At 62.9% G+C, this 17,415-nt stretch carries 13 protein-coding genes; 8 read left to right on the top strand and 5 right to left on the bottom strand.

Translation table 11 applies throughout. The features are described from left to right. The first annotated feature begins 127 nt into the window (after positions 1-127). On the top strand, positions 128-2,602 hold the full coding sequence (locus EKL02_RS00565) for an EAL domain-containing protein (protein WP_128900208.1): 2,475 nt from the start codon (positions 128-130) through the stop codon (positions 2,600-2,602). A gap of 16 nt (positions 2,603-2,618) precedes the next feature. On the opposite strand, the gene EKL02_RS00560 is transcribed toward EKL02_RS00565, so the two are convergent. Genes EKL02_RS00560 through EKL02_RS00550 form a run of 3 tightly spaced genes read right to left on the bottom strand, consistent with a single transcriptional unit; the run spans position 2,619 to position 7,301 of the window. Further along, positions 2,619-5,723 carry a hybrid sensor histidine kinase/response regulator gene (locus EKL02_RS00560; RefSeq protein ID WP_128900207.1) on the bottom strand — a complete coding sequence of 1,035 codons (3,105 nt, stop codon included), beginning with the start codon at positions 5,721-5,723 and terminating at the stop codon, positions 2,619-2,621. 24 nt (positions 5,724-5,747) lie between these two features. Continuing rightward, a complete protein-coding gene (locus EKL02_RS00555; RefSeq protein ID WP_241687757.1) occupies positions 5,748-6,638 on the bottom strand; it encodes a transporter substrate-binding domain-containing protein in 891 nt (296 codons plus the stop codon). 15 nt (positions 6,639-6,653) lie between these two features. After that, a complete protein-coding gene (locus EKL02_RS00550; protein WP_128900205.1) occupies positions 6,654-7,301 on the bottom strand; it encodes a hypothetical protein in 648 nt (215 codons plus the stop codon). 260 nt (positions 7,302-7,561) lie between these two features. Here EKL02_RS00550 and argS point away from each other — a divergent pair, with 260 nt between their 5' ends. From argS to EKL02_RS00530, 4 genes are all read left to right on the top strand, one after another. Beyond that, a complete protein-coding gene (argS, locus tag EKL02_RS00545) occupies positions 7,562-9,313 on the top strand; it encodes an arginine--tRNA ligase (RefSeq protein WP_128900204.1) in 1,752 nt (583 codons plus the stop codon). A 32-nt stretch (positions 9,314-9,345) separates the two neighbouring features. Beyond that, positions 9,346-9,981 carry an SPOR domain-containing protein gene (locus EKL02_RS00540; RefSeq protein WP_128900203.1) on the top strand — a complete coding sequence of 212 codons (636 nt, stop codon included), beginning with the start codon at positions 9,346-9,348 and terminating at the stop codon, positions 9,979-9,981. Positions 9,982-10,000: 19 nt separating this feature from the next. Then, positions 10,001-10,678, top strand: coding sequence for a thiol:disulfide interchange protein DsbA/DsbL (locus EKL02_RS00535; RefSeq protein ID WP_128900202.1), 678 nt, complete (start codon positions 10,001-10,003; stop codon positions 10,676-10,678). Between the two features lie 79 nt (positions 10,679-10,757). Beyond that, positions 10,758-11,540, top strand: a complete 783-nt coding sequence (locus EKL02_RS00530; protein WP_128900201.1) for an SDR family oxidoreductase — start codon at positions 10,758-10,760, stop codon at positions 11,538-11,540. Here the strand turns inward: EKL02_RS00530 and EKL02_RS00525 are convergent. Then, entirely contained in the window at positions 11,535-12,476 is a 942-nt protein-coding gene (locus tag EKL02_RS00525) for a LysR family transcriptional regulator (protein WP_128900200.1), read from the bottom strand. The genes EKL02_RS00530 and EKL02_RS00525 overlap by 6 nt on opposite strands. A 200-nt stretch (positions 12,477-12,676) precedes the next feature. On the opposite strand from EKL02_RS00525, the gene EKL02_RS00520 reads away from it, so the two are divergent. The 3 genes from EKL02_RS00520 to EKL02_RS00510 all read left to right on the top strand — a co-directional run bounded on the left by EKL02_RS00520 (position 12,677) and on the right by EKL02_RS00510 (position 16,789). Further along, complete coding sequence (locus EKL02_RS00520; RefSeq protein ID WP_128900199.1) at positions 12,677-13,816, top strand: iron-containing alcohol dehydrogenase; 1,140 nt, start codon at positions 12,677-12,679, stop codon at positions 13,814-13,816. Between the two features lie 63 nt (positions 13,817-13,879). Beyond that, complete coding sequence (locus EKL02_RS00515; protein ID WP_128900198.1) at positions 13,880-15,463, top strand: aldehyde dehydrogenase (NADP(+)); 1,584 nt, start codon at positions 13,880-13,882, stop codon at positions 15,461-15,463. A 123-nt stretch (positions 15,464-15,586) separates the two neighbouring features. Then, positions 15,587-16,789: an ABC transporter substrate-binding protein gene (locus tag EKL02_RS00510; protein ID WP_128903321.1), complete on the top strand. Its 1,203-nt coding sequence runs from the start codon at positions 15,587-15,589 to the stop codon at positions 16,787-16,789. Positions 16,790-16,889: 100 nt separating this feature from the next. Here the strand turns inward: EKL02_RS00510 and EKL02_RS00505 are convergent, their stop codons facing one another. Beyond that, complete coding sequence (locus EKL02_RS00505; RefSeq protein ID WP_206732428.1) at positions 16,890-17,303, bottom strand: hypothetical protein; 414 nt, start codon at positions 17,301-17,303, stop codon at positions 16,890-16,892. Positions 17,304-17,415: the final 112 nt, after the last annotated feature.

Below are 17,415 nucleotides of genomic sequence, written 5' to 3'. Positions count from 1 at the left end.
CCACGGATTGCCCGGGATTGGGCGCACGCCCGAATTAGCATACAATTAACCTCAAACGGGTCTTGCCAGTCTGGCGGGGCGAAGCCGGCTATGCCGCAGCAACAGACTGCGCCAAGGGGAGTTTGAGGTGGAAGCACAGGTATCTGATCGCGCGCACATCCTGATCGTCGATGACGTTCCGGCGAATGTTGTCGTACTCGGCAACGCCCTGGCAGATGCCTACGAAGTGCGTTTCGCCACGTCTGGCGCCGAGGCGCTGGAACTGGCCGAGCGCGCTCCTCCCGACCTGATCCTGCTGGACGTGATGATGCCTGGCATGAGCGGCCACGAGATGCATCGCCGCCTGCGCCAGCATGCCAACCCGGTCCTGCGCGATGTCGCCGTCATTTTTGTTACTGCCGATACATCCCTGGGCAGCGAGCTGGCCGGCTTCAAGCTCGGCGCCGAAGATTACATTACCAAGCCCATTGTCGTCCCCATCCTGCTGGCGCGCGTGCGCAACGTGCTCGAGCGCAGCCGGCGCCGGCGCGACCTCGAATTGTCGCTGGCAAGCGCCGAGCAGGGCCTGTGGGAGTGGCGCCCCGAGCAGGACGATGTCATGTTCAACGCCAACTGGGCGATTCCGCTCGGTTATGCGCGCGGCGAGATGGCCCCCTGCGTGATGAGCTGGCGCCAGCTGGTGCACCCGGATGACTGGCCCGTGCTGTTTGCCGCGCGCGACACCTATTTCAGCGGTGAGACCCGGCTGTTCGATCCGGAACTGCGCATGCGTCACAAGGATGACACTTACGTCTGGATGCAATTGCATGGCAAGGCGGTGGAATTCGATGCCAGCGGCCGTCCGCTGAAAATGATGGGCACTTACATGAACATCAGCCGGCGTAAGCACGCTGAATTCGAGCTGCGCCGGCGCGAAGCGCAATTGGCCACCATGATTGCCTCGTTGCAGGATGCCGTGCTGGTGCTGGATCGCGAAGGCCGCATTACCATGTGTCATGTGCCGCAAGACAGCCGCCTGGGCTTCCTGTCGGCGGAACTGGTCGGCCAGCAGTATGACGCGGCGCTGCCGCCGGAAGCGGCGCAGCAGCTGGCGCGCGCAATTGCTGCCGCCATCGATTGCCAGTGCACGGTGCAGCAGGAATTCGACCTCGAGCAGGACGGCAATCGCTGCAGCCTGCAATTGACGCTCAACGCCCTGGCCGGCTCGGACCAGGACCCGACCGGCTACCTGGCGGTGCTGCAGGACATTACGCCGCACAAGCGCGCCGAGGAAGAAATCCGCGCGCTGGCCTTTTACGACCAGCTGACCCGGCTGCCCAACCAGCGCATGCTGCGCGACCGCCTGCGCGCGGCGCTGGCTTTCGGTGCCCACACCCGCAATACCGGTGCGCTGATGTTTCTCGACCTCGACAATTTCCGCCGCCTGGAACAGGCGCAGGGCCGCAGTGTCGGCGACCTGGTGCTGGTCGAGACGGCCCGGCGCATCGAGCAGGCAGTGGGGGATGCCGGCATGGTGGCGCGCCTGGGCGGCGACAAGTTTTTGATCTTGCTGGAAGGGCTCGGCGCCAGCCAGGCCGAGGCAGCCCAGCGCACCGCCGGCATCGGCGAGCGCGTCATGGCGGCAGTGGACCGCACGCTCGAAGTGGCCGACCAGCAGTACCGCGTGTCGGTGTCCATCGGCGTGACCCTGTTCAGCGGCCAGCGCCTGGGCGAGGATGCAATGCTGCAGCAAGTCGAAATGGCCATGTACAGCGCCAAGGCCTCGCCCGGCAATGCACTGCGCTTCTTCGATCCGGAAATGCAGGCCAGCGCCATGACGCGGGTGGCGCTGGAGCAGGCGCTTTACAAGGGCCTGGAGCGCGGCGAATTTTTCCTGGCATACCAGCCGCAAGTCGACAGCACCTGCCGCATCATCGGCGCCGAAGCCCTGGTGCGCTGGCGCCACCCCGAAAAGGGCGTGCTGGCGCCGGGCGACTTCATTCCGCTGGCTGAAGATACCGGCCTGATCGTGCCGCTCGGGCAGCGCATCCTCGAACAGGCGTGCCGCCAGCTGCGCCTCTGGCAAGCGAACCCCGCCACTGCGCATCTGACGCTGGCGGTGAATGTCAGTTCGCGCCAGTTCGAACGGGGCGGTTTTGTCGAAGAAATCGAGCTGCTGTTGCAGTCCAGCGGCATCGATGCGCGCCTGCTCAAGCTGGAAATCACGGAAAGCCTCTTGCTGGAAAATACCGACAGCATCGTGCGCAAGATGCAGCGCCTGCGCGAAATCGGCGTCAGTATTTCACTGGATGACTTCGGCACCGGGTATTCTTCCCTGGCTTACCTGAAGAAACTGCCGATCGACCAGCTCAAGATCGACCAGTCATTCGTACGCAATGCGGTGGATAGCAATATCGATGCCGCCATCATTCGCGCCATCATGACCCTCGGTAACAGCCTGGGCATCCCTGTGATCGCCGAGGGCGTGGAAACCGCTGCCGAGCTGGATTTTCTCGTCAACCAGGGCTGCACCCTGTATCAGGGTTATTTCTTTGGCAAGCCCTGTGAGGTCAGCGACTTCGAGGCGCTGCCGGCGCTTTCGGCCGCGATGGTTTCGGAGTGACGCCGGTGCTGCCGGCTCATGCCTGTGCCACCAGTTGCAGCATGAAGCGTTCCAGCGACGCCCCTGCTGCGGCATAGTTCAGTACCCTGGCCGCCTGCACCACCGGCTGAAAAGCTGATGCCGGCGCGCCGCCTGCGAGCAGCGCTTCAATGCGTTCGGCGGTCTGGATGGCGCCGAACTGGCGCGCGGTCAGCTCACTGCGCAAGGTTTCCAATAACGCAGTGATCTCCTGGTCAAGCGGCTGGCCACTGGATGGCGCGGGTGTGGCGTCGCTGGCGGCCGGTGTTGTTGCCGGCAGCGCATCGATCAGCGCAAGTGCCTGCGCGCATTGCGCCGCCAGCGCAACGGCAAGTTCGCCGGCCTGCGGCTGCGCTTGACGCGTGGCCTGCGCCAGTGCGTCGGCGGCGTCGCCCACGCCCGCCAGTCCCAGGTTGCCGGCCTCGCCTTTCAATTCATGCGCCAACCGGTACAGCGCCTCATGGTCGCCGGCGCCGGCATGGCGGCGCAGCGCACTTGGCGAGTGCCGATGGCGCTCTGCAAAAGATCCCAGCAATTGCCGGTAGAGCGCGAGATTGCCGTGCAACCTCGCCAGCGCCTGCGCCACAGCGACTCCCGGCAGGGCGCGCGAAAGCAGCACGAGCTGCGCCGCCTGGCTGGTTTTTGTGCCATTGGCACTGTCATCGCCGCCGGCGTCGTGCGGTGTGCCGGCGATGGCAAAGGTGGCGCCGCCCTGCGGCCGGATCCACGCGACCAGGCGCGTGGCCAGTTCTTGCGGGTCGACCGGCTTGGCGACGTGGTCATTCATGCCGGCGGCGGCGCTGGCAATGCGGTCCTGTTTCATCGCCGCGGCGGTCATGGCGATGATCGGCAGCTCGCGCCCCTGTTCCAGCGCGCGGATACGCCGCGTCGCTTCCAGCCCGTCCATGACGGGCATGTGCAGGTCCATCAGGACCGCGTCAAATTGTTGCGTGCGCACCAGGTCGAGGGCTTGCTGGCCATTTTCCGCCAGCGTCACTTGCAGGCCGCCCTGCAGCAGGAATTCGCGCGCCACTTCCTGGTTCAGCGGGTTGTCTTCCACCAGCAGCACGTGGGCGCCGCGGATGGACGCCAGCGTCTCCCGCGGGCCCGCATGGCGCTGGAGGGAATCGCGGGTACGGTTCGCCTGGGCCTGCGGCGACGTGCGCTCCGGGTTTTGCAGAACCAGGATGGCGTCGAACAACGATGATGGCACCACCGGTTTGGCCAGCACGGAATCCAGGCGCGTGTCGCCCGCTTCGCGCAGCAGCGCCTCACGGTCGTGCGCGGTGACCATTGCCATGATCGGCGGCGACTGCATGCGGCCGCTTTGCGCGGCGCGGGATATTTTTTGCGCCACTTCGAGCCCGCTCAGGCCAGGCATTTTCCAGTCCAGCAGCAACAGCTCGAAGGGCCGGCCGCTGGCTTCTTCGGCAAATACCAGCTCCAGGGCAGTGGCGCCGGAGATGCAGGTCGTGACAGTGAAGCCCCAGGACGACAGCATCTTGTCGAGCAGGGCCACCGAAGTATCCTGGTCATCCACCACCAGTGTCTTCATCGGGCGCAGCTGCTGCAGGTGCTCGCCTTCGGTGACGGGACGCTGCCCGGCGCGGCCAAAGTGCGCGCTGAACGTAAATGTGCTGCCGCGCCCGGGCGCGCTGAGCACGGCGATTTCGCCGCCCATCAGCTGCACCAGGTGCTGGCAGATTGCCAGGCCCAGCCCGGTGCCGCCGAACTTGCGGGTGATCGAGCTGTCGGCCTGCGTGAATGCTTCGAAGATCCGCTGCGCCTGGGCTGCGTCCATGCCGATGCCGGTGTCGCGCACCGTCACTTGCAGCACAACCTCTTCGTCGCTGCGCGACTGCAGGCCCAGTCGCACGTGCACTTCGCCGGCATCGGTGAACTTGATGGCGTTGCCGACCAGGTTGTTGAGCACCTGTTCAAAGCGCAGCGCATCGCCTACCAGCCAGCGCGGCACCGCCGGATCGATCTCGACGAACAGTTCCAGCTGCTTTTCCTCGATGCGGCCGATGAACAGGTCGGCGACGTTCCTCAAACAGCGCTCGGGCTCGAATTCGGCCTGTTCCAGCTGCAGGCGGCCGGCTTCGATCTTGGAGTAATCGAGGATATCGTTGAGCAAGCCGAGGAGCGCGCCGGACGAGGTCTGCACCTTTTCCAGGTAATCGCGCTGGCGCGGCGCCAGGTCAGTCTGCAGCACCAGGTGGGTCAGGCCCATGATGGCGTTCATGGGGGTGCGGATTTCATGGCTCATGTTGGCCAGGAAGCTGCCCTTGGCCTGCGAGGCCGCTTCCGCGATTTCCTTGGCTTGCTGGAGCTCGCGCGTGCGTTCCCTGACCTTCTGTTCCAGGTTCTGGTTGACGGCCTTGAGTTCCTGCATCGAAGCGAACAGGCGGCTGCGGCTGTCGTTCAGCGCGTTCACCAAAAGGCCGAGTTCGTCGCGGTAGGGGTAGGGAATTTTTTCAGCTGGCGCCGTGTCGCCGGAAAAGTGCCAGTCCGACACGGATTTGGCCACCCGGGTCACAGTATCGGCAAGGCGGTTGCGGATGGTCCAGGAAAACAGCAGCCACAGGCCGGTGGTGATGAAGAGCGAGGTGGCCAGCACCACGAAAAAGCCGTACTTGATACGTTCCCACAATACCTCATCGCTTGTGTAGAGGTGCAGAAAGCCGATCATGCGTTTGCCTTCGCGCTGCGAATCGTACTCCAGTGCGACGCTCTGGTGATGGCGCGGGCGCAAGAGCGGGGCAGCAGTGCCCGCCTGAGCGCTGGGCACCTTGCCTTCGGCAACCATCGTTTCGCCGTTGACGTCGGCAATCCGCACGCCCGAGACGATGGCGTTTTGCCGCAGTGCGCGCGCAATCGAGGCCAGCTTGGGCGTGTCCAGTTCCCAGACCCCCGTCGTCACGGCCGGCCCCACCGTGGCGCCAAGCGATGCCAGATCGGTAACGATGGCGCGTTCGACGGTGAAATACTGAATTGCCAATTGCACGCCGGTAGCGCTCAGCGCCAGTGCCAGGTACCACGGAAACATCACGTATAACAGGCGACGCGCCAGCTTCTGCTTGCCCATTTTCAGTTCTCTCATGTTCGCTATGACGGATTGTCGTGTTTATGGTTTGTCGTGGCGCCGCTCCGTACGGGGTGGTTGCCACCACCAGCTCGTGTCGGGTTCGGCATTGCCTTTCGGCAAAATCGGGTTGGGCAGGCGGATCACCTGCCGTCGTTCTTTTTGCAGCGTGGCGATTTCGGCGGCATGGTAGCTCTCGAACAGCTTACGGAAAGTGCCGTCGGCCAGCGTCAGTTGCAAGCCGCGCTCGATGCGTTTCGCCAGCGCGGTGTTTTTCCGGTTGACCCAGAAATAGATCGGGTAAGGAAAATACAGGGCTTTTCCCTGTTCCAGGGCGAGTTCCGGATACAGGTGACGGCGTTCCTGCAGTTCGCGCGCTGCTTCGTTCAGGCCGCGCGGAAATGCATCGAAGCGGCCCGCGGTCAGCATGCCGAACAGGTTTTCATGGCTGCTGGATGTCTCTACCGTGAAGCCGTTGGCCTGCATGATCGGCAGGTCGGCCCACTGGCTGTTCAGGCCGAAGCTGAGCTGGCGGCGCAGGGTGTCGGCATCCATGCGTGCGATGCGCGCCTGGTCTGCGGCGCGGATCACCAGCACCCGGTAGCCGACGATGCCGCGCAGGATATCAATGCGGATGGGCTGCGCCATGGCTTCGCGCTCGGCATTGGTGCCCAGCGCGATGACGTCGATTGCGCCTGCCTGTAGCAAGAGCATGGCGCGGTTTTGTGTCACGTCTTCCGGGTACGGCACCAACTGCTGCGGTGCACCCATGTCCGCGGTGCGCCCAAGGACCAGTTCCAGCAGCTTCCAGCGGTAGTCGTAGATGGGGCCGGTGGGGAAAATACGCAGCGTACTGGCTGGCGGCGCTGCCTGCGTCCAGTTGCAGCAAAGAAGGAGGAAGGCGAGGGCGAATTTGCGGATCAGTAAATGCATCATCGCCCCGTGGCGCTAGCGCGCGCTGCGCACGCCGTCGCGCACGGCCATGGCTTTTTTCAGTTCTTCGCGGGCATATTCGACATCGCGTGCCAGGCGCTGCTGGCGGCTGAAGTAGGCCTGGTTATACGAGAGGCCGCCATCGCTATTGTCGCGCTGCTCGCCGGCCAGGGGCTTGATGCCCGCTGCCTGGCGCTTTTTTGCGTCTTCCAGCAGCATTTCGGCGCGCATGACTTCGGCCAGCGCGGCATCCGGCACGGCAATGGTGCTCTTGCCCGGCGCGGGAGTGCGCACCGGGTCGATGCGCTGCACCGGCGTTGGCGTGGTCTGCGGCGCGATGTTTGGACGCGTTCCCGGCTCAGTGCTCCAGAGGTTGCCCTCGATGGGGGGCGCCATGGTGATGGTATGGTCGACCTTGGCGCCGGCGACGTTTTCGTCGGAGTAGACGATGCGGCCATCCGGCAGCACTTGCCGGTAAATGCGGGTAGGCGCGGCGCGGGCGGGCGCGGCAGTGCGCGGGGCGGCCGGCGCGGGAGCCGGAACTGCTGCCGGCACGGCGGCGGTAGCTTCCGGCCTGGCTGGGCCGGCGCCTTGCGCTAGCGCGCCCGGTGCGAACAAGGCCGCGGCCAGCGTGACGGCGGGTAACAGGTTAATGGTTTTCATGGTGCGTTCCTATCCGGCAAGCTGCGCACAGGCGGCGATGCCATCTTGCCAAAAAAGGCGGGAAAAACCCTGAATTCTGCAAGGGTCTTGGCGCCAGCATACTTTTTGTCGATTCTGTTTCATTATGTTACAGGCACTGGCGTTGCGCCAGTGTAGGATGGGTCATATTGCCGATGGGAAGGCGAGCCGGGCAACCTAGCCGGTATAATCACGTCTGAACCCAAATCCTGGCGCCTGGCGCCGCATAGACTGAAATTTCCATGCTCGCAATACAACGACAGCAAATCATCGACTTGTTCCAGCAGGCGCTCGCGCCCATCGTTGCCGGCAGCGACCTCGCTCCCGCCGTCGTGCTGGAGCGTCCGCGCGACCCGGCGCACGGCGACGTCGCCTGCAATATCGCCATGCAGCTGGCCAAGCCGCTGAAAAAAAATCCGCGCGAACTCGCGCAAGCCCTGGTGGCGAACCTGCTGGCAGCGCCCGGGCGCGCGCAGCTGATCTCTGCCGCCGAGATCGCCGGCCCCGGTTTCATCAACCTGCGCCTGGCCGAGGCTGCCAAGCAGGCGGTGGTGGCCGCGGTGCAGCAGCAGGGGCAGCGCTACGGCCAGGGGGCATCGGGCGCCGGCAAGCGCGTGCTGATCGAATTCGTCTCGGCCAACCCGACCGGCCCGCTGCACGTCGGCCACGGCCGCCAAGGCGCGCTGGGCGACGCCCTGGCGGCCTTGTTCGAGCAGCAGGGCTATGACGTCACCCGCGAGTTTTACTACAACGATGCCGGCGTACAGATCGGCACCCTTGCGTATTCAGTGCAAGCGCGCGCCCGCGGCCACAAGCCGGGCGATGCACACTGGCCGGAATCGGCCTACAACGGCGACTACATCGCCGACATCGCCGCCGATTTCCTGGCAAAGAAAACCGTGTCGGCGTCCGACGGCGCGCCGGCGATCGCCAGCGGCGACCCCAACGACCTCGAATCGATCCGCCTGTTTGCGGTCGCCTACCTGCGCCACGAGCAGGACCTCGACCTGCAAGCGTTTGGCGTGAAGTTTGACAACTACTATCTCGAATCCTCGCTGTACCACGATGGCAAGGTGGCCGCCGCAGTGGAAGCCCTGATCAAGGCGGGCAAGACCTACGAGCTGGATGGCGCGCTGTGGCTGCGTTCGACCGATTACGGCGACGACAAGGACCGCGTGATGAAGAAGTCCGACGGCACCTATACCTATTTCGTGCCGGACGTGGCCTACCACATCACCAAGTGGCAGCGCGGCTTCGGCAAGGTCATCAATGTCCAGGGCAGCGACCACCACGGCACCATCGCGCGCGTGCGCGCCGGCCTGCAGGCGGTCGGCGTGGGCATCCCCGAGGGCTATCCCGACTACGTGCTGCACAAGATGGTCACCGTCATGAAGAATGGCGAGGAAGTGAAGATTTCCAAGCGCGCCGGCTCCTACGTGACCCTGCGCGACCTGATCGAATGGTCGGCCGGCGAGGCGCCAGCCGATGCTGCAGGCGCCGACAATGGCGGCGCGCGCGACCTGACGCGCGGGCGCGATGCGGTGCGCTTTTTCCTCATTTCGCGCAAGGCCGACACCGAGTTCGTCTTCGACGTCGACCTGGCGCTGGCGCAGTCCGACGAGAACCCGGTGTACTACGTCCAGTATGCGCATGCGCGCATCTGCTCGGTATTCAACCAGTGGGGCGGTGATGAAACGACCCTGGCCGGTGTGGATCTTGCGCCACTGACGTCGCCGCGCGAGGCCGCCTTGCTCGCGCGTCTGGCGGAATATCCCGACATGCTGCAAAAAGCCCTCGACGAACTGGGCCCGCATCAGGTAGCTTTCTACCTGCGCGACCTGTCTGGCGACCTGCACAGCTACTACAACGCCGAGCGGGTGCTTGTCGATGATGACGCGACCAAGCTGGCACGCCTGGCATTGCTGCAGGCGACCCGCCAGGTGTTGCGCAACGGCCTGGCGCTGATCGGTGTATCAGCGCCATCACGGATGTGATGGACCCTCTTTACGGAAGCAGCAGGAATTACATGAACTACAGGCACAAGCAAGCCGGCGGCACTTTTCTCGGAATTATCATCGGCCTGATCATCGGCCTGGGCATCGCAGTGGGCGTCGCCGTTACCATCAACAAGACCCCGATCCCCTTTGTCGACCGCGGCTTCAAGCCGAAGCAGGATCCCGAGGCCGGCCAGATGCCGGACCTGAACAAGTCCCTGTACGGCAACCGCGATGCGGCCAAGCAGGCCGCGCGCGAATTCCAGAAGGAAGAGCCTGCCGTCAGCGCCGAGCCGCCAGCCGCCGCGCCGGCCCCGGCGACCGCAGCGCCAGTTGCGCCGGCCAAGGCGCCGGCCCCGGCCCCGGCCGCCGACAAGGCCAAGCTGGCCGAAGGCGCGGCTGCCGCCAAGGACGGCGCTGCAGGCGAAGAAAAGTGGACGTATTATTTGCAGGCGGGCGCCTTCCGCGAGCAGGCTGATGCGGAAAATGCCAAGGCCAAGCTGGCCTTGCTGGGCGTCGAAAGCAGTATCAGCGAGCGCAGCGCCGATACGGGTACCCTGTATCGCGTCCGTGTGGGTCCGTTTTCGCAAGTTGATGCGATGAACAGGATCCGCTCGAAGCTGTCTGAAAATGGGGTGGATGTGGCAGTCGTTCGCATCCAGAAATAACTTTTTTACAAGGATCGATATGCGTCTTTTTTCTCGTGTTTTCATGGCCGTCGGTTTTTCCCTGCTGGCAGCTTCCGTCAGCGCCACGCCGGACAATCCGCAAAACGGCAAGGATTACCTGACCCTGGACAAGCCGCAGCAGACCGAAGCTGCGGCCGGCAAGGTCGAGGTCACCGAGTTTTTCTGGTACTCCTGCCCGCACTGCAATACCCTGGAGCCGGCCCTGGCCGAGTGGGTGAAAAAGCAGGGCGACAAGATTGCCTTCAAGCGCGTGCCGGTGGCATTCCGCGATTCCTTCGTGCCGCAACAGCGCCTGTATTACTCGCTGGAAGCGATGGGCAAGGCCGATGAGTTCCAGTCCAAAGTGTTCCGCGCCATCCACGTCGAGCGCCGCCAGCTCGATACCGAGGCGCAGATCGTCGACTTCATTGCCAAGGAAGGCATCGACAAGCAAAAATTCCTCGACCTTTACAATTCCTTCGGCGTCGATGCCAAGGTCAAGCGCGCCTTGCAGCTGCAATCGGCTTACCAGATCCGCGGCGTGCCGACCCTCGCAGTCGATGGCCGCTACTTGACGGCGCCCTCCATTATTTCCGAAGGTAACGGCCGCATGCCGGACGCGGCATTGCATGCCGCCACTGCCAAGGTCCTGGACAGCCTCGTGAACATGTCCGCCAAGCCGGCGGCAAAAAAATAAGGGCGGCGGCACGCTTGCCGCACGCTTTTCGGTCCGCCGCTCGCAAGACGGCGGACTTTTTCTTTTCAAGGGCCGATCCATGCAAAGAGTCTTTATCACCGGCGCCTCCAGCGGCCTGGGCGCCGCCCTGGCGCGGCACTATGCCGCACAGGGAGCATGCCTCGCGCTGGTGGCGCGCCGCGCCGACGTGCTGCAGCAGCTGGCGGCAAGCTTGCCCCATCCGGAACGGCATCGCTGTTACCCGCTCGACGTCACCGACCATGGCGCGCTGGCTGCCGCCGCTGCCGATTTCATTGCGCTCGCCGGCGGCGCCGACGTGGTGATTGCCAATGCCGGCATTTCGCAGGGCACCCTGACGGAATTTGCCGAAGACCTGGCGGTGTTCGAGCGGATCGTTGCCACCAACCTGTCGGCCACGGTGGCGACTTTTGCGCCGTTCATCGCGACGATGAAGCGGCAGGCCGCCGCGGGGCAGGCTTGCCGCCTGGTCGGCATCGGCAGCGTTGCCGGCATCCGCGGCATACCCGGCGCCGGCGCCTACAGCGCCTCGAAGGCGGCGGTCATCAGTTACTGCGAATCGTTGCGGGTGGAATTGCGCGGTAGCGGCATCCGCGTGGTGACGATTGCGCCGGGGTATATCGACACGCCGATGACGCGCATTAATCCCTATCCCATGCCATTTTTGATGCCGGCTGAAAAATTCGCCGTGCGCGCGCAGCAAGCCATCGCTGCGGGCACAAGCTACCGGGTGATCCCGTGGCAGATGGGGATGGTGGCAAAGCTGCTGCGGCTATTGCCCAATGCCGTGTTTGACGCCGTCAGCGCCAAGGCCGGGCGCAAGCCGCGCAACCTGCCGCTATAGGCTGGCAACGTCGCCGGATTCCTGGGTCAGCTCCTGAATAAACAGGCGGGCCACCGGCGACAGCACGCTCCCATGCCGCGTGACCAGCTGGTACGGTTCGCTGCGCGAATGCAGTTCCAGTGGCAGCACTGTCGTCATGCCGAAGCGTGAACAGAATTGCGCGACGTCGGTCGACAGCAAGGCCACCAGCGTCGGGTTCCTTTGCAGCAGCGACAGCGTGGTGAAGGCTGATGTCGTTTCCAGCAGATAGAGAGGAAAACGCAGACCCGCCTCGTGAAATTCGCGTTCCAGCAGCAGTCGCATCGGCATGTTGGCCGAGTAGACCACCCAGCGAAAGCCGGCCAGATCGGACAGCACCAGTTTTTTTTCCTGCGCCAGCGGGTGACTCTTGTTGGCCACCACCGCCAATTGCTCGTCGCGCACGTCCAGACTGTCATACAGGTGCGGACGCTGGCTGATGCTGGTGCGGCAGATCGCCAGATCGAGCCTGCCCTCGTCCAGCATATGGAGCAGGTGGGCGCTGGTATCCTCGACGATTTCAACCGAAAGCGCCTGGCGTTTTTCCAGCAGCCGCGACAAGGCCTCGGTCAGCAGCGGCACCGCACCCATGATCGTGCCGAGCGACAGGCGGCCACCATGGCCCTGCAGAATGCCGATCATCTCTTCCCGCAAGTGCGCCAGATCGGTCTGAATCAGGCGCGCGTAGCGGATCACGACGTGCCCCACGTCATTCGGTTCGAGACCGCGATTGGTGCGCACGAACAGGGTGGCGCCTAACGCCGATTCGATTTCGTGCAGCGCCTTGCTTGCGCCGGGCTGTGTCAACGCCACCTGTTCGGCCGCTTTGATGAGGGATCCATGGTCGCCCAGCGCAACCAGCAGACGCAGCTGTTTCAAACGCAGGCGGGAGACGATCGAGTTAAGGGGAGGCAACATAACGCCACTCTGATATGAAAAAAAGTTATACCAGCATAATCACTTCTCATTAGTCAGGCAAGTTTTCCTGACTTACAGTTGCCCCTGAAGTGCTGGCTTTCGCTCTATAAATAAAAAGCAGCGATCGTCTGCATGCGGATATGGCGCCAGCGCGCTAACGCGGCAAATATTTCATCTATAACTTTTGGGAAAACCCCCTCATGGCACTGATTAACTATATTACTCAGGTTCAATTTGATTTCGGCGCACTGAGCTTGCTGCAACAGGAATGCGACCGCATCGGCATCCGCCGTCCAATGATCGTGACCGATGCCGGCATCAAGGCCGCCGGCATTCTCGACCGGGTGCTGGCGCAACTGAACAATGCCGCCAGCGTGGCCGTGTTCGACCAGACGCCGCCCAATCCGAACGAAGCTGCGGTGCGCGCCGCCGCCGACATTTACCGCGAAGGCGCTTTTGACGGCGTCATCGCGGTCGGTGGCGGTTCCTCGATCGACTTGGCCAAGGGTGTCGCCGTGCTGGCCACCCACACCGGTCCGCTGAAAACCTTTGCCGCCATCGAAGGCGGCGTTGCCCGCATCACTTCGGCCACCGCACCGGTGATTGCCATTCCAACGACCGCCGGCACCGGCAGCGAAGTGGGACGCGGCGCCATCCTGATTCTCGACGATGGCCGCAAGGTTGGCATCCTGTCGCCGTACCTGGTGCCGAAATCGGCGATCTGCGATCCGGAATTGACGCTCAAGCTGCCGGCCATGCTGACAGCGGCCACCGGCATGGATGCCATTGCCCATTGCATGGAAACCTTCATGGCGCCAGCCTTCAACCCGCCGGCAGACGGCATTGCCCTCGATGGCTTGTGGCGTGCATGGTCGCATATCGAACGCGCCACCCGCGATCCGGAAGACCGTGAAGCCCGCTTCAACATGATGAGCGCGTCGATGCAGGGCGCCCTAGCATTTCAAAAGGGTTTGGGTTGCGTGCATAGCTTGAGTCATTCGCTGGGCGGCGCCAATCCGCGCCTGCATCACGGCACGCTGAACGCGATTTTCCTGCCGGCGGTGATCGACTTCAACCGGTCGTCGGCGTCGGTACAGAAAGATAACAAGCTGGCGCGCATGGCGCAGGCGATGGGCCTGGCCGATCCGGCCGAGATCGGCTCCGCCATCCAGGCGCTCAACCAGCGGCTGGGATTGCCGGCCGGGTTGAAAGAACTGGACGTGAACCGCGCGCTGTTCCCGAAGATTATCCAGGGCGCGCTGGCCGATCACAGCCACAAGACCAATCCCCGCGTGGCCAGCGAAGAAGATTACGCAACGATGCTGGAACAGTCGCTGTAAGCGCCGGTGAATTTCACTGTACGCCATGACGACACATCGCTGAACAAACAAGGACATCATCCAGTGACAACTTCCATTCTCGGCCACAATTATATCGGTGGCCAGCGCAGCGCCAAGGGCGCCATCACACTGCGCAGCCTTGCAGCGGCCAGCGGCGACGCCTATCCGGTCGCGTTTCACGAAGCCAGCAACGCCGAAGTCGATGCCGCAGTCGCCGCTGCTGCTGCCGCCTATCCGCGCTATCGCAAGCTGCCGGCGGAAAAGCGGGCGGCATTTCTTGATGCGATTGCCGAAGAGCTCGACGCCCTGGGCGAGGACTTCGTCGCCGAAGTCGCCCGTGAGACGGCATTGCCGAGCGCCCGGATTGTGGGCGAGCGCACGCGCACCAGCAATCAGATGCGCTTGTTCGCCAAAGTTTTGCGGCGGGGCGATTTTCATGGCGCGCGCATCGATCATGCATTGCCCGACCGCCAACCGCAGGCGCGCCCGGACCTGCGCCAGGTAAAAATGGGCATCGGACCGGTTGCGGTGTTTGGCGCCAGCAATTTCCCCCTGGCGTTTTCGGTCGCCGGCGGCGATACCGCCGCGGCGCTGGCGGCTGGTTGTCCGGTGGTCGTCAAGGCGCATACCGGCCACATGGTGACTTCCGAAAGAGTGGCCGACGCCATTGAACGTGCTGCCCGCCGCTGCGGCGTGCCGGCCGGCGTATTCAACATGATTTACGGCGTCGATGTCGGTGCGCGGCTGGTCAAGGCAAGCGGCATCCAGGCAGTCGGCTTTACCGGGTCGCTCAAGGGCGGACGCGCATTGTGCGACATGGCTGCCGCACGGCCGCAGCCGATTCCGGTCTTTGCCGAAATGTCGAGCATCAATCCGATCATCTTGTTGCCGCAGGCCCTGCACAAGCGCGGCACTGCAATCGCCAATGAACTGGCAGCGTCAGTCACCATGGGTTGCGGCCAGTTGTGCACCAATCCGGGCCTGGTAATCGGTGTGCGCTCGCCGGATTTCAGCGAGTTTGTCGGCCAGCTGAAAAAAGCGATGTCGGCACAGGCGCCGCAGACCATGCTGACTGCTGCCACCCACGCCAATTATGCCGCCGGCATCAGGCGCCTCACTCAATTGCCTGGCATCGAGATGCTCGCAGGTGGTGACGCCGCCGGCAACCAGGCCACGCCACACTTGTTCAAGGCTAACGCAGCGTTGCTGTTCAACCCTGCCGCGCCGCTGGAAGAAGAAGTGTTCGGTCCGGCGACCGTGGTGGTCGAGCTTGACAACCGGGAGCAGCTGCTCGACTTTGCCGCGCGCATGCATGGCCAGCTGACGGCGACGCTGCAGGCGGAGCGGGATGACTTGCACGCCTACCAGGACTTGATTGAGTCTCTGGAAGAGAAGGCCGGGCGATTGCTGATCAATGGTTACCCGACCGGCGTCGAAGTATGCGATGCGATGGTGCATGGCGGACCTTACCCGGCAACGTCGGATGCACGCGGCACGTCGGTGGGCACCTTGGCGATTGAACGCTTTTTGCGGCCGGTGTGCTACCAGAATTATCCGGACGAGTTGCTGCCGCCTGCCTTGCAGGATGCCAATCCGCTCGGCCTTTTACGACTGGTTGACGGGACGATGACACGCACCGCGTGCTGATGCGAACCGGCCGCCACAGCCGGGGTTGGATGTGGATGTGATAGTGAAAAAGTGCCAGGTGCATTGCCTGGTGAATAAATAGAACGACACCATAAGTTTTTACTGGAGGAAACGACCATGAGAATGAATAGAAAAATTACCTCGCTCGCCATTGCGGTAGCTGGCACGTTTGGAATGGCGGCGTCGGCTTGCGCAGCAGACAATGTCATCAAAATTGGCTTCATCACCGATATGTCCGGCGTCTATGCCGACTTTGATGGCCCAGGCGGCGTCGAAGCGATCAAGCTGGCGATTGCCGATTTCGGCGGCGTGGTCAATGGGAAAAAGGTCGAGCTGATTGCCGCCGATCATTTGAACAAGGCCGATGTGGCGGCAGCCAAGGCCCGTGAATGGTTCGACAGCCAAGGCGTGGATATGCTGATCGGCGGTGCGAACTCGGCGGCGAATCTGGCGATGGCAAGAATCGCCGCGGAAAAGAAAAAGGTCTTCATTTCGGCCGGTTCGGGAACCACTCGCCTGACCAACGAAGAATGCAATGCCTACACGATTCAATATGCGTATGACACGACAGCGCTTGCCCGTGGCACCGGCGCAGCGCTGACCAAGCAAGGGGGCAAATCCTGGTATTTCCTGACCGTCGATTATGCGTTCGGCACTTCGCTGGAAAAAGATACTGCCGATATCGTTAAGACTAACGGTGGCAAGGTCGTGGGTAGCGTCAAGCATCCCCTGTCAGCGCCCGATTTTTCATCGTTCCTGTTGCAGGCGCAAGCCTCGAAAGCGCAAGTGCTTGGATTAGCCAATGCGGGCGGCGACACCATCAACGCGATCAAGGCCGCCAACGAATTCGGCATCACCAAAACGATGAAGCTGGCCGGCATGCTGATCTTCATTAACGATGTGCATGCGCTCGGCTTGGATGTCACCAAGGGCATGTATCTCACCGACGGCTGGTACTGGGACCTGAACGATGATTCGCGCAAATGGTCGGCCCGTTATTTCGAGAAAATGAAAAAAATGCCGTCGATGTTTCAGGCTGCGGATGCCTCGGCGACTATCCAGTATCTGAATGCGGTCAAGGCGACCGGCACGACCGATGCGGACACCATCATGGCGCATTTGCGCAAAACCAAAATCAACGATTTCTTCACCAAAAACGGCGTGGTTCGCCCGGATGGCCGCATGGTGCATGACATGTACTTGATGGAGGTGAAGTCGCCTGCCGAATCGAAAAAGCCATGGGATTACTACAAGCTGGTGCAGACCATTCCCGGCGAACAGGCCTACATGACCAAAGCCGAATCAAAATGCGCGCTCTGGAAGTAATGCGGTTGTCTATCGCTGACTGAGGAACACGGACGTCAAGGTTGCGTGCGCAAGCAATGTGGCCGAAAGCCCCGGGCGGAGAATTCCCGACCTGGGGTTTTTAATCCTTGGCGCGATTCATGCGCACCAAGAGGCGGATGAATTCGCGCGCGATGGTGCGGTGGTGTTCGTCGAGTCGCTGCAGATCGGCGATCAGCTTGACGTCGGCGGAGTCGAAGCGCTCGGTGGCATCGCCGCCGGCGCCGCCCATGCGCTGCTCCTGCTGGCCGCTGCCGAAGCGCAGCCATTCGGCCTGCACGCCCAGCCATTGCGCCAGCGTGCGCAGTTTTTCCTGGGTGGGGATCGCTTCGCCCACCAGCCACTTGCGGGCGGCATGCACGGTGATCGGGCGGCCCGCAAAGCGGATGTTGAATTCCCGCGCCAGTTGGGTAGGGCTGTCGGGAGAATAATCAGCATTGCGCAAGGCATGTTGCAATCGCTCGCTGAAATCTTCCCGTTCTATCGATGCTTTCATGAATGCGCACTATTCCAATGTGAAGGTGAGACGGTGCTTCTTTGCGATGGTGCTTCTTTGTCCTTGTGAAGAACATTCCTGCCGGCGCAGAAAATTGGAAACACGCGTCAAG

Origin of the sequence: Janthinobacterium sp. 17J80-10 (assembly GCF_004114795.1) — a bacterium.
In the GTDB taxonomy this organism is placed as follows: Bacteria; Pseudomonadota; Gammaproteobacteria; order Burkholderiales; family Burkholderiaceae_D; genus Paucimonas.
The sequence above is the reverse complement of the archived record's forward strand: the minus strand, read 5'-3'. Positions and strand labels throughout refer to the sequence as shown.